Source organism: Ammoniphilus sp. CFH 90114, from assembly GCF_004123195.1.
In the GTDB taxonomy this organism is placed as follows: domain Bacteria; phylum Bacillota; class Bacilli; order Aneurinibacillales; family RAOX-1; genus YIM-78166.
Map to the genome: position 1 here is coordinate 248,613 of NZ_SDLI01000004.1, position 13,022 is coordinate 261,634.

The window sequence follows — 13,022 nt, forward strand, 5'->3', positions numbered from 1 at the left end:
GTTGAGGTCCTTCTTTGGTTGGGCGGTCGTTTGAGTGCTCCAATCCTCGCGGACATACGATCCGTTAAATCAGCTAAAAAACCCAATTTTGAGGTTCTATGGGACATAGGATTCCTTATTCACTCCAAAACGAAGATGAAACTATGAATTTCTCGTAAATAACGGAAGCTATGTCCATTCCACCCACCAATATCACGGTTTTTACCGAAATAACATCCCCCATGTCCGTGAGAAGCCTTCCTGGACTCCATCCCTTTAATACAGAAAAGCTCTACCGCCCGTTCACTTCAAAGGGTATATTTGTAAACTTTTTTAGAATTAGTATAATTTTCTACAGTGTCAATTTAAGATCTTATCTTAAGAAAGGATGAGGTATTGTGGAGATTATAATTAAATACTGTAGCGGGAATGAGATGGCTCCTGTATTAGCAAATGGCCTTGAGGTAAATGCTAGTAGTTCTGAGATAAAGGTTATGCAACAAGGTTGCTTAAATTATTGTGGCGATTGTTTAGTAAATCCATATGTTTTCTTAAATGGTGAAATGATAATGGATGATAGTGTAGAGTCTTTACTACAGACGATTAAGGAACGGATTGAAGGCAAAGAAACCGTCCCATCAACTACCTAGTAGGAATAAAGACCTCCATAATAGACCAACATGGTAAATGGAGGTGAATGAGCATGGCCGAAATAAAAATTAGGGATAATGGCCCCTTAGTTGTAAGTGGAGTTCCTCTACTTGATGGGGAAGGCCAACAACTAGAGACAAATGAACAAGTTTTTCTATGTCGATGCGGACTTTCAGACAATAAGCCCTACTGTAATGGCGCTCATAAAGGAAAGTTTGAAAGTATTGTACGGGCTTAAGAAGGAGGATTACCCTTAGCGGAGATCCTCCGCTTTTACTTCCGCCTATCCCACCTTATGAACCAACGGAAGAGAAACAAATTAACCCCATAATTTAAGGCTCCACTAATCGCCGTATGATATAATGTCCACTTATGTAAAACCAATAGCTCCGTATGCTTCATTATAAAATAATCCTGAACAACCAAAAACACAACATACACTCCCATCCCCCACCACAACATCCTCAAACGAATAGCATAATGAAGAACAAGTAACGTAAACCCAGGAAGTAGAAACCCATCATAGATCAAGTTATTAGCTGTCAAGTGAGGTAGAAATCGGTATGGGAATTCTAAATAGTTTAAGGAAACTAAGAAATTAGATATGATCGTATTTAATACAGCTCTTACACCGAAAAAAAGTAGATAAGCACGAGCAAACTGTGCCCAATCCAATCCTCTCCAAATAACAATGAGAACAAGGATAGCCGAAGAGATAAGGATGAAGTCTTCTAACATGTCTGATACATCCTCTGTCTTTTTAGAATTATTCTGTTCCTTTTTGTTCGGGCCTTGGAATGACCCCAACACCGTTTTCAGGGTGCCAGTCTGACGTTTGGATTACCCCAAATCCAGTCAACCCCGTTTTCGGGGCACCATTCCGACTCTTTGATTACCCCAAATCCAGTCAGCTCCGTTTTCAGGGTATCATTCCGACTCTTTGATTACCCCAAATCCAGTCAACCCCGTTTTCAGGGCACCATTCCGACTCTTTGATTACCCCAAATCCAGTCAACCCCGTTTTCGGGGCACCATTCCGGCTCTTTGATTACCCCAAATCGAGTCAACCCCGTTTTCGGGGCACCATTCCGGCTCTTTGATTACCCCAAATCAGCTCATCCCTGTTTTCAGGGTACCATTCCGGCTCTTTGACACCCTCAAATTAGCTCATCCCCGTTTTCAGGGTGCCATTCAAGCGCTGAGTCAATCGGAGTTTGTTCACCCTGTCCTGACCCACAACCCGGTACTATCCAACCTTATGTGACACCCTCAACCTTCACCTTCCTAAATAAACCGTCCGTAATCTGGAATAGCAATTTGATCAAACTCATTGACTAGCTTATCCAAGCTTTCTGACAATAAGTCCCCTTCCATCGGCATTCCATGACCGGTAATGGCAACAGATGGTCTTAAGCCTTGTAAGGTGCGAACCGATTCGTAAGCCGAATGCCAATCAGTCGTTAGATACCTCGGAGGTCCACTAATCTCTAGCTCTTGGGTTAGGACTTTATATAGAGAATCCTGTTTCACTGTTACAAAAGCATCTCCCACAATAAGCGATCTGTCTTCTTCTCTGAAGAACGAGACATGTCCTGGTGTATGTCCAGGAGTTGGAATCCAGCGCCAACCGGGCATATGTGGAACTGTCCCTGTGGAAGGAAGCTCATGAACATGCTCACCTAAGTTGATAGGCTCATTAGGGAAAAAGGGTGAAATCTTGGCGATCATTCCGCCTTCCACTGTAGAGTCGGGTTCTGGGTAGCTCTTTTGTCCAGTTAAGAAAGGAATCTCTAATGGATGAGCGTAAACAGGTACTTTCCAGTAATCAATTAATTCAATGATGGCGCCTACATGGTCGAAATGACCATGAGTTAAAATAATGGCGCTCGGACGTTTCCCCTCCCCATAGCGCTCCTCCACAACAGCCATAATTTCATGAGCTGAATCTGGCATTCCTGCATCAACCAAAACAAAATCTCCTTCATTCGGGTTCCCAACGAGACAAATATTGACAATCTGAATCGTATGACAATATATATCTGGCAACACTTCGATTCCTAGTCCACTCGCGACAGATGTTGCAGGAATATAGTGATAGTCCGTCCCGTAAGACATTTCTTTTTCCATTTTGACACACCTCTCTTGTATATTGATAAATATACCTACTAGTGTGTCACGAATAGGAAGGGTTATGTACTTACCTTAATGGTTGACAGCATACCGACGACTTGGACATCGCTTCGTTTAGAAGCTTTATCGACCGGATCACGCTCTCTCTTTCCATCTCATCGATATGGGAAAACACCTCATGCAAATAAGCATTCATTTCTGCATCAATGGTAGCAGCTATGAATTTCCCTTCTGTTGTTAAGGAAAGGATATAAACTCGCCGGTCCTCAGGCAATGGGTCCTTTCTCACCAGCCCCATCTTCATCAGATTTTGAATCTGTCGGCTAAATGTAGTAATATCAATCCCAAGTGTTTCAGCTACTTGTTGCATCGACGGGGCCTTTTGCCGATCTATTTCATAAAGGATATGACTATGGACAATAGACAGTTCTACACCACCTACTGTACAACAGTTCTTATTTAGTAATCCGAAACGACGAGTCATTAATTGAAATAATGGACGTATATTCTCCAAAACGCTCACCTCATATCATTTATAACACCGTTAGTTGCAGTATGCAACAAACTTAAACAAAACCACTTGGCTTTCCCGTGCAACTATACGATATAATGGATTAAAATGAGTAGGATTAGAAAAGGAAGCTTTCGATATGAAGAAGATTTTAATCATCGGCGCTGGAATCCTTGGTGCCTCTACGGCCTATCAGCTTGCAAAACGAGGAGCTGATGTAACCATTATTGATCGAAAAGATAGAGGACAAGCCACCGACGCTGCTGCAGGCATTATCTGTCCTTGGATTTCTCAGCGTCGGAACAAGGCTTGGTATAAGCTGGTCAAGGAGGGCGCTCGCTTCTATCCCAGACTCATAGAAGAGCTTAGAAAAGACGGTGAAAGTCAAACAGGATATGCTGGGGTAGGTGCGTTAAGTTTACATAGAGATTCTGAGAAGCTAATCAAATTGCAAGAACGAGCACTAAAGCGTAAAGAGGAAGCTCCCGAGATGGGTGAGATCACCTTGATGGATGCTAAGCAGACTAAAGCTTTATTCCCTCCCCTCACAGAAGACTTTTCCTCTGTGCATGTAGAGGGGGCAGCTCGTGTAGATGGACGAGCACTCCGAGATGCTCTTCTGCGAGCAGCACAAAAAAACGGTGCCCAACTCTTGTACGGGGATGCGAGTCTGCTACATCAAGACTCACGAGTGACAGGTGCCGAAGTCGCCGGAGAATCCCACTTCGCTGACACGGTCATCGCTTGTACTGGAGCCTGGGCTGGCCAACTGCTTGAGCCGCTTGGTGTTCACTTCAAGATTACTTACCAAAAGGCTCAGATTGTTCATTTAGATCTGCATCAAGCAAACACCGAGCAATGGCCCGTGATCATGCCTCCTACAGACCAATACCTCCTAGCCTTTGAGGACCAGAGAATCGTTGTTGGAGCTACACATGAAAATGACATTGAAGGGTTTGATACCAAAGCTACAGCAGGTGGAATCCATGAGGTTCTCACTAAAGCTTTAGACACCGCGCCGGGATTAGCCCAAGGCACTTTTCTTGAAGTTAGAGTAGGCTTTCGTCCCTATACCCCCGGTTTTCTCCCTGTCATAGGCGCACTTCCGGGCTTCGAAGGGATTCTCTTGGCTAACGGCCTCGGAGCATCTGGTTTAACGATGGGTCCCTATCTTGGTTCTCAACTAGCCAAACTTGCTCTCGATTTACCGACCGATATTGATATAAGTTTATATGATATAACCGGTGCCATAAGCGATTAATTCAAGGTATGATATACATGGAAGACATGAAAGGAGGATCTACAATTGGACTATCAATCATTTCTTGAGGGGTTATTTATATGCGGGGAGGATGTCGTACCCTCCGTTGTTTCGGAAGAAAAACTTACGCTCATTGTTGATGTAAGAGCTGAGGCAAAGAATAGCGCAGGTTCAGGTAAAGAGACTTGGATCAATGTCCCTTTAGACAGTGCAAAATCTAACCAAGCCATCTTATTGAAAGAAGCAATTGAGCAACTCGTACAAGCCTACCAAAAGGGCGAGAGAGCCGTGCTTCACTGAAAAGGCGGCGGTGGCCGCGCTGGAAGCGTGGCAGTAGGTGTTTTGCTAGCCTTAGATAAGGCTAAAACCATTGACGAGGCAGAATCAATGATGAGGGAAATCCGTCCCCAAGTGAAATTATCACCCGAATTCAAACAAGATCTAAAGACCTTGTTCCCATTTGCGTAATAAACCAAAAGACCGAACATAGCCATATGGCTTGAAGTTCGGTCTTTTACTATTACTTAAGCTTGAATCTCCATACGAAGATCCGGATTTTGGTACATATCCTTGTCTATTTCTTGGGTCACCTTACTCGTAAGTATACCAGCCGTCATACTTCCGCTTACATTAACCGCAGTACGTCCCATATCAATCAACGGCTCAACTGAGATGAGTAGACCTGCAAGTGCGATTGGTAAATCCATTGCAGATAAAACTAGGATCGCTGCGAAGGTAGCTCCTCCCCCAACCCCAGCTACGCCGAAGGAACTAATGGCTACAACCACGATAAGCATGAACAAGAAGGAAGGCTCCAAGGGATTTATCCCTACTGTAGGAGCGATCATCACAGCAAGCATGGCTGGATATATACCTGCACATCCATTCTGTCCAATCGATAAACCAAAGGATCCCGCAAAATTGGCTATCCCGTCTGGTACACCCAATTGCTTCTGAGTAGCAATATTAAGAGGCAAGGCGCCTGCACTTGTACGTGACGTAAAAGCAAAAGCTAATACCGGAAAAGCTTTTTTCACATAAGTAACTGGATTTAATCCTGCACCTAAAAGGAGTAGCAAATGAATAATAAACATGATTCCTAAGGCAACGTAGGAAGCTACAACAAATTTACCCAAGTTATATATAGCATTTAAATCGCTCGTCGCTACAGTTCGGGTCATAATCGCTAACACACCGTAAGGGGTTAGACGCAAAATAATCGTTACGACACGCATCACGATAGCATAAAGCGTATCAATCATTTTGGCAAACATCTCCGCTTGCTCAGGCTGCTTTTTTCTTACTCCAAGATAAGCAAACCCTAAGAATGCAGCAAAAATAACAACCGCTATGGTAGAAGTAGATCGTTGACCCGTGAAGTCAAGGAATGGGTTGGCTGGTAATAGCTCTATAATTTGCTTAGGCAGGGTTTGCCCTTGCATGCTGCTGAACCGTTGTTCAAGAGATTCTCCACGTGCCTTTTCCGCCTCCCCACTCTCAATTTGTACAGCCTCTAAGTTAAAAACAACAGTCGTTCCTATCCCTACAGCCGCTGCTACAGCAGTGGTCCCCACCAAGATCGTGAGAATAAGGGTACTAATTTTCCTTAGATTATTGGATAACTTTAGTTTAGTAAAGGCTCCGATAATTGAAACAAAAATAAGGGGCATAACAATCATCTGCAAGAAACGAATATAACCCGTACCGACTAGATTAAACCAATCCACCGATCCTTTGACCACATCAGATGTTGGACCATACACATATTGCAAGATAAGTCCAAACACGATTCCTACTCCAAGTCCTGTAAAAACACGCTTTGAGAAGGATACATGTTTTTTCTGCATCTGATATAGACCGAAAATAATGAAAAGCATAATAGCAATGTTTAAAATGATTAAAAATGTATCCATATTTTCCCTCCTCTTTCCTATTTCACATCCCTGAGTATAAAATCGGCATTCCGATTTGTCAAGTCGGAATTTAAGGAATTATAGAAGAGGAGCGAGAAGTCTGGCCAACGTTTCTTTCATTTTAGCTGACCATCCGCGTTGTTGATAATCCTCGAAAGTCAACTGTGTTGTGTGTCCGGCATCCTGTTGAAAAATCTCATACAACTGTCTGCCCAAATTCTTATCGTAAAGAAAAGCGCTGATCTCAAAATTTAGTTTAAAACTTCGATTATCCATGTTCGTGGTTCCTACACATGCCACTTCCCCGTCCACCACTACAGTCTTGGCGTGAAGAAATCCTTTTTCATATAGATAAAATTTTGCTCCCGCTTGTAACAACTCACCTATATAAGCATGAGCTGCCCATTCAACGAACCACGAATCCGGTTTCTTTGGTACCATGATCCGAACATCAATGCCCGAAAATGCTGCAATTCGCAAGGCATGTAATACACTTTCATCAGGGACGAAGTAAGGGGTTTGGATAAAAATACTCCGTTTCGCCTCATAAAAAAGTTTTAAGTGGGCGTTCTTTAATTCTTCTCGTTCGGAGTGTGGACCGCTAGAAACCATTTGTATCGGGGTGTTGCCTGTAGATGATCTAACCTCCGGAAAAAATTCCGGTTGGAAAGTCATGAGATCCTTTGACGCGACATTCCAATCTAGTAAAAATTGAGCTTGCAGCCATCCTACCGAACTTCCTGTCACTTTGATATGGGTATCTCGCCAAGCTCCTATTTTAGGATTAAGTCCTAAGTACTCATCTCCTATGTTGTATCCCCCAACAAAACCTACTATCCCATCCACTATCGCGATTTTCCTATGGTTGCGATAGTTAATCCGATGGTTGAGGTAGGGGATCTTAGAAGGAAAGAAAGGGATCACTTTTCCTCCTGCACGAATTAAAGGTTCAAAAAAATGTAGAGATAACCCTTTAGAACCAACATGATCATACATCACCCTAACCTCAATCCCTTCTTGAGCCTTCTCGGTTAGGACCTCTAGCACCTTACGACCCAAGTCATCATCGCGGAATAAATAATAGAGTAAATGAACATGGTGATTTGCCTGTTTGATTTGCTCAAAAAGGGCATAAAACTTTTCCTCACCAGTGGTGTAAACCGTCACTTCATTGTCAAGGGTCAATACCGATTCACCGCTTACTAAATTCATATAAATAAGAGCATCGTACTTACTCAAGATTTCGGACTGTTTCAGAAGTCCCTGATTGATTTCTTCCGCTTGCTGCTGAATCTTTTTATGAAGCTCCTTCATACATTGATTATTGAGCTTGTACACCTTTTTACGCGCCATGTTTCTTCCAAAAAACAAGTACAGAACGAACCCCAAAATTGGAATTAGGAGAAGCAACATCAACCATACCCATGTTGAGCTTATACTTTTTCGCTCCAGAAATATGATCCCTATAGCGAGCAGAAAATTAATGAACGGGATAACCAAAAATAAAGCGAAATGTTCCGATAGGAATGGTATGGCTTCCATGACATATCCCCCCATTTACATTGGAAAAGTTCACTTAGTTTATATGAGTCTCCTACCTTTTATACATAAGAGCTTTTTACATATGAAAAAAGGAGTCCTCTCCAAGAAGACTCCATCCATTGAACTTCTAACTAACGCAGTTTCGCTAAGTCCACCATCGGAACAAGTCCTTCTTCGGAAGCACGATAAAGTAGCGTAGAGACTGCCTCATATCCTTTTTCCCCAAGATTCGCTGTATATTCGTTTACGTAAAGATCAATATGGGCTTGTGCTACTTGTGGGGACAATTCTTGAGCATGACATAACACATATTCTCTAGAGGCCTCAGGATGCGCCCACGCATATTCCACCGACTGACGAATCCAGTTCGCAATGGCTGTATGGTCAAGAGAGCGATGGGCGATAATCGCACCTAATGGAATGGGTAATTCCGTGTCGGTCTCCCACCATTGTCCTAAATCAGCTAACATTGTAAGTCCATAAGTAGGATAGGTAAAACGAGCTTCATGAATGACCAGTCCCGCATCCACCTTCCCATCGCGGACAGCTGGCATGATTTCGTGGAACGGTAAAACTACGATCTCGCCAACGCCCCCAGGCACATGTCTTGCTGCCCATAAACGGAATAATAAGTAGGCGGTCGAACGCTCACTTGGCACAGCCACACGTTGTCCGGACAGGACGGATGGGTCATTCGTCTCGCTGGAAGTTAGCACGAGTGGGCCGCATCCTCTGCCCAAGGCTCCCCCGCATGGAAGTAAAGCGTAATCTGTCAACACCCATGGCAAGGCAGCATAAGAAATTTTCAAGATATTAGGTGCGCCTGCTTCCGTAGCTAACCGATTGGTAATATCAATATCCGCATACGTGACATCAAGTTTTGGGGCACCTGGTATTAATCCGTGTGCCCAGGCGTGAAAAACAAATGTGTCGTTTGGACAAGGGGAATAAGCAATTCTCATGTAAACACCTCCGAAAGTACTGAACTAGCTGATTCTAATGTCTGTAACGCTTCCTTTATACGCCATGCCGCTCGGTCTCTTGGTCCTACTTGATTGGAAATCGTGCGAATCTCCAGTACAGGGATAGAGTACATCTGAGCGGCCGTAGCTACCCCAAATCCCTCCATGGCTTCCGCCACCGCACCAGGAACTCGTTTAGCCAGCTCCATAGCTGTCTCTGCCGTACCCGTTGCAGTCGAAACCGTAAGGACTGGACCAAGCTTAGCGGGTAAACCTGCTCGGTTCAGCGCCTCAATCACCCGAACCGCTAAACTTTCATCTATAGGAACACGAGTAAAACCGAACCCTAGCTCGTCTAGACTCAAGAAGCCCTCTGGGGTTTGCGCCCCTAGATCGGCTCCAATGATCTCCTTTGACACCACAAGGCCCCCATCCTCTATTTCTTTAGGAAAACCTCCGCCTATTCCCGCACTTATAACGAGATCATAGCTCTTTCTCGCTAGCAGTCGTGCTGTATTCGCAGCGGCTGCAATAGGTCCCACACCGGCAAGCTCGACATCAAAGCTTTCATTGCCCTGGAGTCCTCTCATCACCGCTTCTCGTTCTGCCGACACAGCCGTCATCACGAGCGTCCGGTTCGTTTTCCTGGTTTCTACCACTACATCCGAATTCATTCCTTTTTCTCCTCTGTTTTCCTGTGCAATAGTTATACCCTTCCCGGATTGTACCATGTTAAGCTTTCGATGTGAAACGTACAAGCTCGCTGAAAAACAAACAAGCCACTCTTGAGAGTGACTTATTCTAAACTTAGGCATTCTGAGCCATCTTTGCTTTAAATTCAATACGTCGACGATGTAAGATCGGTTCGGTGTAACCACTAGGCTGCTCATATCCCTTAAACACAAGTTCGAGGGCCGCTTGGAACGCTACCGAATCGTCAAAGTTCTCCGCCATCGGCCTGTAAGCAGGGTCTCCAGCGTTTTGTTCATCTACCACTCTCGCCATACGCTGCATCGTCTCTAAAATCTGTTCCTTAGAACAAATTCCATGGTGCAGCCAGTTGGCCATATGTTGACTAGAAATCCTCAGAGTGGCTCGATCCTCCATCAGTCCTACGTTATTAATATCAGGTACCTTAGAACATCCAATGCCTTGTTCTACCCAACGGACCACATAGCCAAGAATACCTTGTGCATTATTATTTAGCTCTTGTGCGATTTCTTCTGGACTCCACTCAGGATTCTTAACAACCGGGATTTCCATGATCTCCCCTCGTAAATCACAAATGGATTCTTTCAACTTATTTTGCACCTCACGTACATCCAACTGATGATAGTGAAGGGCGTGCAAGGTAGCTGCAGTAGGAGATGGCACCCATGCTGTGTTCCCCCCTGCTTGCAGGTGTCCGATTTTTTGTTTCAACATTTCCTTCATCAAGTCTGGCATGGCCCACATTCCTTTTCCAATCTGGGCGCGACCCTGTAGTCCACTAGCAAGACCAACATTTACATTCGATTTCTCATAAGCCTGCAACCAAGTGGAGGATTTCATATCGTTTTTACGAATCATCGGTCCCGCTTCCATCGAGGTATGCATCTCATCTCCAGTTCGATCCAGGAAGCCGGTATTAATAAAGACAATACGTTCCTTTACTTCGCGTATGCAAGCCTTAAGATTCAATGAAGTACGACGCTCTTCGTCCATTACCCCAATCTTCAATGTATGACGCGCAAGCCCTAACAGGTCTTCCACACGGTTAAACAAAACGTTTGCGAAAGCCACTTCAGCAGATCCATGCATCTTCGGCTTTACGATATAAACAGACCCTGTGTTAGAATTATGAAATGAACTATTACCAAGTAAATCATGCTTCGCAATCAAGCTGGTGATCACGGTATCAAGTATTCCTTCAGGTACCTCTTGGCCTTCTTTATCAAGAATAGCACCGATAGTCATCAGATGCCCTACGTTACGAATAAATAACAGGGAACGACCTGGCAGAGTGAACTCCTCTCCACGAAGGGATCGGTAAGTTCGATCAGGATTTAACGTTCTCTCTACCGTCTTCGTTCCTTTCGCAAAAGTGGCAGTTAATGTCCCCTTCATGAGCCCCAGCCAGTTTCGATAGACCAGCACCTTATCCTCTGCATCTACGGCCGTTACGGAATCCTCACAGTCCATGATCGTCGTTAGAGCCGCTTCCATGAGAATGTCCTTCACACCAGCTTGATCGGATTGACCAATGGGGTGATGACGATCCACTTGAATCTCAAAATGAAGTCCGTTATTAATTAACAGTAGAGCAGAAGGAGATTCTGGCTGTCCCTCGAAACCTACAAGTTTCGTTGCATCAGCCAATGTTGTCGCTTCTCCATTCGTTAGGGCAGCGGATAACTTCCCGTCAACGAGACTGTATCCCACCACTTCCCGGTGAGATGATGTAGCTAAAGGAATCGCTTGATCTAGAAAATCCTTAGCAAAAGAAATGACCCTCTGACCGCGAACCGGATTATACGTGGCTTGTCGCTCGGCTCCCTCTTCCTCGTCAATGGCGTCGGTTCCGTACAAGGCATCATACAAGCTACCCCAACGTGCATTGGCCGCATTCAAGGCATATCGGGCATTATTAATCGGTACAACCAATTGGGGACCTGCCTGCATCGTGATTTCCTTGTCTACCCCAGCGGTAGATACTTCGAAGTCTTCAACATCTGGCTCTAAGTAACCAATCTCTTGTAAAAAAGCTTTGTACTTCGCAAAATCAAAGTCTTTATTATCCTTATGCCATTGATGGATGGCTTCGTGAAGCTCATCTCGTTTGGCTAGCAATGCTTTATTCTTAGGTGCTAAGTCATGAATTAAGGCATCAAGACCAGACCAAAACTGCTCGCTAGTGACCCCGGTTCCAGGAAGAGCTTCCGTATTCAAAAATTGATATAGTACAGAAGCAACCTGAAGCTGGCCTACTTGAATATAATCTCTCATATGTCTTTCCTCCTTATATTCATATGACTAGCCTCCTTCAATCCTTTAAGGATTTTTTTGGCTGTCATAGATACATCCCATCTTCTTTGTTTCTATTATATAATAAGAAGGACCATAACAAATAATATATATTTTGAATGTACATTATGCATTTAAGTTATAAAGAGGGTGGATAGATGGATATTCGTCATTTAGAGTATTTTTCAGAGGTTGCCAAACACTTGAGTTTTACAAAAGCAGCGTCAACACTGCATGTTTCCCAACCTTCGATTAGTAAAGCGATCAAGACCATTGAGGAGGAACTAGGGGTTCCTTTGTTCTATCGTTCTTCGAAGCAACTTGAACTCACCGATGCAGGAAAGGCTGTACTGGTTAATGCCAAGAATGTCCTCGATGCCTTTAACAATCTAACTTCTGAGCTAAGCGACCTCATGGAGTATAAGAAAGGTGAGATTAGAATAGGGATTCCTCCAATTATGGGGGCGGCTTTCTTCTCTAAATTAATTAGTCAGTTTAAAGAGGCTTATCCCTTGATTACGATTACGTTGACTGAAGTGGGTACCAAGCTAATTAAACAGGGAGTCGAGGAAGGTTCACTAGATATTGGATTAATCTGTAGTTTGCCTGTACATAGTGAACAATTTGAAGTTATCAAACTATCAAAAGACCCCTTGATGTTGATTGTACATCAGGACCATCCGCTTGCTTCAAAACCAAGTGTTAATTTACGAGAGCTAGAGAAAGAACCCTTTATTCTTTACCGCAAAGACTTTTCGCTGCATGACCGAATTATCGAGCAATGTTCAAAACATGACTTCTATCCTCATATCGTTTGTGAGAGCTCTCAGAAGGATTTTATGATCGAACTTGTAGAAGCAAAATTGGGAGTGGCGTTGTTGCCTAGTAGAATCTGCCGTAATATGAATCATCCAACTATTCATGCCGTTTCTCTAGACCAGGCTGATATTAACCTTGAACTAGGTTTGGTGTGGAAGAAAAATAAATACCTCCCGTTCAGTGTAAGGGAATTTATCACCATCGCCAGAGAAGAAATCAAAAAGGATACAGCCTCATCCTAGGATGAATGG

The 13,022-nt window shown here is 43.8% G+C and carries 14 protein-coding genes; 6 read left to right on the forward strand and 8 right to left on the reverse strand.

Annotation, left to right across the window (positions count from 1 at the left end):
• The first annotated feature begins 377 nt into the window (after nt 1-377).
• Both EIZ39_RS11390 and EIZ39_RS11395 read left to right on the forward strand, forming a co-directional pair.
• The gene (locus tag EIZ39_RS11390; RefSeq protein WP_129200089.1) at nt 378-629 is read left to right on the forward strand and encodes a DUF1450 domain-containing protein; all 252 of its coding nucleotides are present in this window, start codon (nt 378-380) and stop codon (nt 627-629) included.
• A 47-nt stretch (nt 630-676) separates the two neighbouring features.
• Nucleotides 677-868, forward strand: coding sequence for a CDGSH iron-sulfur domain-containing protein (locus EIZ39_RS11395; protein WP_129200090.1), 192 nt, complete (start codon nt 677-679; stop codon nt 866-868).
• A 35-nt stretch (nt 869-903) separates the two neighbouring features.
• On the opposite strand, the gene EIZ39_RS11400 is transcribed toward EIZ39_RS11395, so the two are convergent.
• The 3 genes from EIZ39_RS11400 to EIZ39_RS11410 form a co-directional block, all read right to left on the reverse strand.
• Entirely contained in the window at nt 904-1,368 is a 465-nt protein-coding gene (locus EIZ39_RS11400; RefSeq protein WP_129200091.1) for a CBO0543 family protein, read from the reverse strand.
• Between the two features lie 546 nt (nt 1,369-1,914).
• The gene (locus EIZ39_RS11405) at nt 1,915-2,757 is read right to left on the reverse strand and encodes an MBL fold metallo-hydrolase (protein WP_129200092.1); all 843 of its coding nucleotides are present in this window, start codon (nt 2,755-2,757) and stop codon (nt 1,915-1,917) included.
• A 70-nt stretch (nt 2,758-2,827) separates the two neighbouring features.
• Complete coding sequence (locus tag EIZ39_RS11410) at nt 2,828-3,274, reverse strand: MarR family winged helix-turn-helix transcriptional regulator (RefSeq protein WP_129200093.1); 447 nt, start codon at nt 3,272-3,274, stop codon at nt 2,828-2,830.
• A 136-nt stretch (nt 3,275-3,410) separates the two neighbouring features.
• Here EIZ39_RS11410 and EIZ39_RS11415 point away from each other — a divergent pair, with 136 nt between their 5' ends.
• The 3 genes from EIZ39_RS11415 to EIZ39_RS26600 are packed head-to-tail and all read left to right on the forward strand — an operon-like array spanning nt 3,411 to nt 5,000.
• Nucleotides 3,411-4,532, forward strand: a complete 1,122-nt coding sequence (locus EIZ39_RS11415; protein WP_129200094.1) for an NAD(P)/FAD-dependent oxidoreductase — start codon at nt 3,411-3,413, stop codon at nt 4,530-4,532.
• Between the two features lie 45 nt (nt 4,533-4,577).
• Entirely contained in the window at nt 4,578-4,832 is a 255-nt protein-coding gene (locus EIZ39_RS11420) for a hypothetical protein (protein WP_129200095.1), read from the forward strand.
• A 27-nt stretch (nt 4,833-4,859) separates the two neighbouring features.
• Nucleotides 4,860-5,000, forward strand: a complete 141-nt coding sequence (locus EIZ39_RS26600) for a protein-tyrosine phosphatase family protein (protein ID WP_164985037.1) — start codon at nt 4,860-4,862, stop codon at nt 4,998-5,000.
• Between the two features lie 56 nt (nt 5,001-5,056).
• Here the strand turns inward: EIZ39_RS26600 and EIZ39_RS11425 are convergent, their stop codons facing one another.
• From EIZ39_RS11425 to EIZ39_RS11445, 5 genes are all read right to left on the reverse strand, one after another.
• Nucleotides 5,057-6,445 (reverse strand): L-cystine transporter, encoded by a 1,389-nt coding sequence (locus EIZ39_RS11425; RefSeq protein ID WP_129200096.1) that lies wholly within the window; start codon nt 6,443-6,445, stop codon nt 5,057-5,059.
• Nucleotides 6,446-6,523: 78 nt separating this feature from the next.
• A complete protein-coding gene (gene cls, locus EIZ39_RS11430) occupies nt 6,524-7,987 on the reverse strand; it encodes a cardiolipin synthase (protein ID WP_240675775.1) in 1,464 nt (487 codons plus the stop codon).
• Between the two features lie 131 nt (nt 7,988-8,118).
• Nucleotides 8,119-8,949: a 1,4-dihydroxy-6-naphtoate synthase gene (locus tag EIZ39_RS11435; RefSeq protein WP_129200098.1), complete on the reverse strand. Its 831-nt coding sequence runs from the start codon at nt 8,947-8,949 to the stop codon at nt 8,119-8,121.
• Nucleotides 8,946-9,623 carry a futalosine hydrolase gene (locus EIZ39_RS11440; protein WP_129200099.1) on the reverse strand — a complete coding sequence of 226 codons (678 nt, stop codon included), beginning with the start codon at nt 9,621-9,623 and terminating at the stop codon, nt 8,946-8,948. Before EIZ39_RS11440 ends, EIZ39_RS11435 begins: the two co-directional genes overlap by 4 nt.
• A gap of 133 nt (nt 9,624-9,756) precedes the next feature.
• Nucleotides 9,757-11,934 (reverse strand): malate synthase G, encoded by a 2,178-nt coding sequence (locus EIZ39_RS11445; RefSeq protein ID WP_129200100.1) that lies wholly within the window; start codon nt 11,932-11,934, stop codon nt 9,757-9,759.
• 176 nt (nt 11,935-12,110) lie between these two features.
• Here EIZ39_RS11445 and EIZ39_RS11450 point away from each other — a divergent pair, with 176 nt between their 5' ends.
• Nucleotides 12,111-13,013: a LysR family transcriptional regulator gene (locus tag EIZ39_RS11450; protein WP_129200101.1), complete on the forward strand. Its 903-nt coding sequence runs from the start codon at nt 12,111-12,113 to the stop codon at nt 13,011-13,013.
• Nucleotides 13,014-13,022: the final 9 nt, after the last annotated feature.

Coding starts and splice junctions, on each gene's coding strand:
- EIZ39_RS11395 (WP_129200090.1), top strand. CDS start 677: ATGAGCATGGCCGAAATAAAAATTAGGGATAATGGCCCCTTAGTTGTA.
- EIZ39_RS11400 (WP_129200091.1), bottom strand. CDS start 1,368: ATGTTAGAAGACTTCATCCTTATCTCTTCGGCTATCCTTGTTCTCATT.
- EIZ39_RS11405 (WP_129200092.1), bottom strand. CDS start 2,757: ATGGAAAAAGAAATGTCTTACGGGACGGACTATCACTATATTCCTGCA.
- EIZ39_RS11415 (WP_129200094.1), top strand. CDS start 3,411: ATGAAGAAGATTTTAATCATCGGCGCTGGAATCCTTGGTGCCTCTACG.
- EIZ39_RS11425 (WP_129200096.1), bottom strand. CDS start 6,445: ATGGATACATTTTTAATCATTTTAAACATTGCTATTATGCTTTTCATT.
- cls (WP_240675775.1), bottom strand. CDS start 7,987: ATGGAAGCCATACCATTCCTATCGGAACATTTCGCTTTATTTTTGGTT.
- EIZ39_RS11435 (WP_129200098.1), bottom strand. CDS start 8,949: ATGAGAATTGCTTATTCCCCTTGTCCAAACGACACATTTGTTTTTCAC.
- EIZ39_RS11440 (WP_129200099.1), bottom strand. CDS start 9,623: ATGAATTCGGATGTAGTGGTAGAAACCAGGAAAACGAACCGGACGCTC.
- EIZ39_RS11445 (WP_129200100.1), bottom strand. CDS start 11,934: ATGAGAGATTATATTCAAGTAGGCCAGCTTCAGGTTGCTTCTGTACTA.
- EIZ39_RS11450 (WP_129200101.1), top strand. CDS start 12,111: ATGGATATTCGTCATTTAGAGTATTTTTCAGAGGTTGCCAAACACTTG.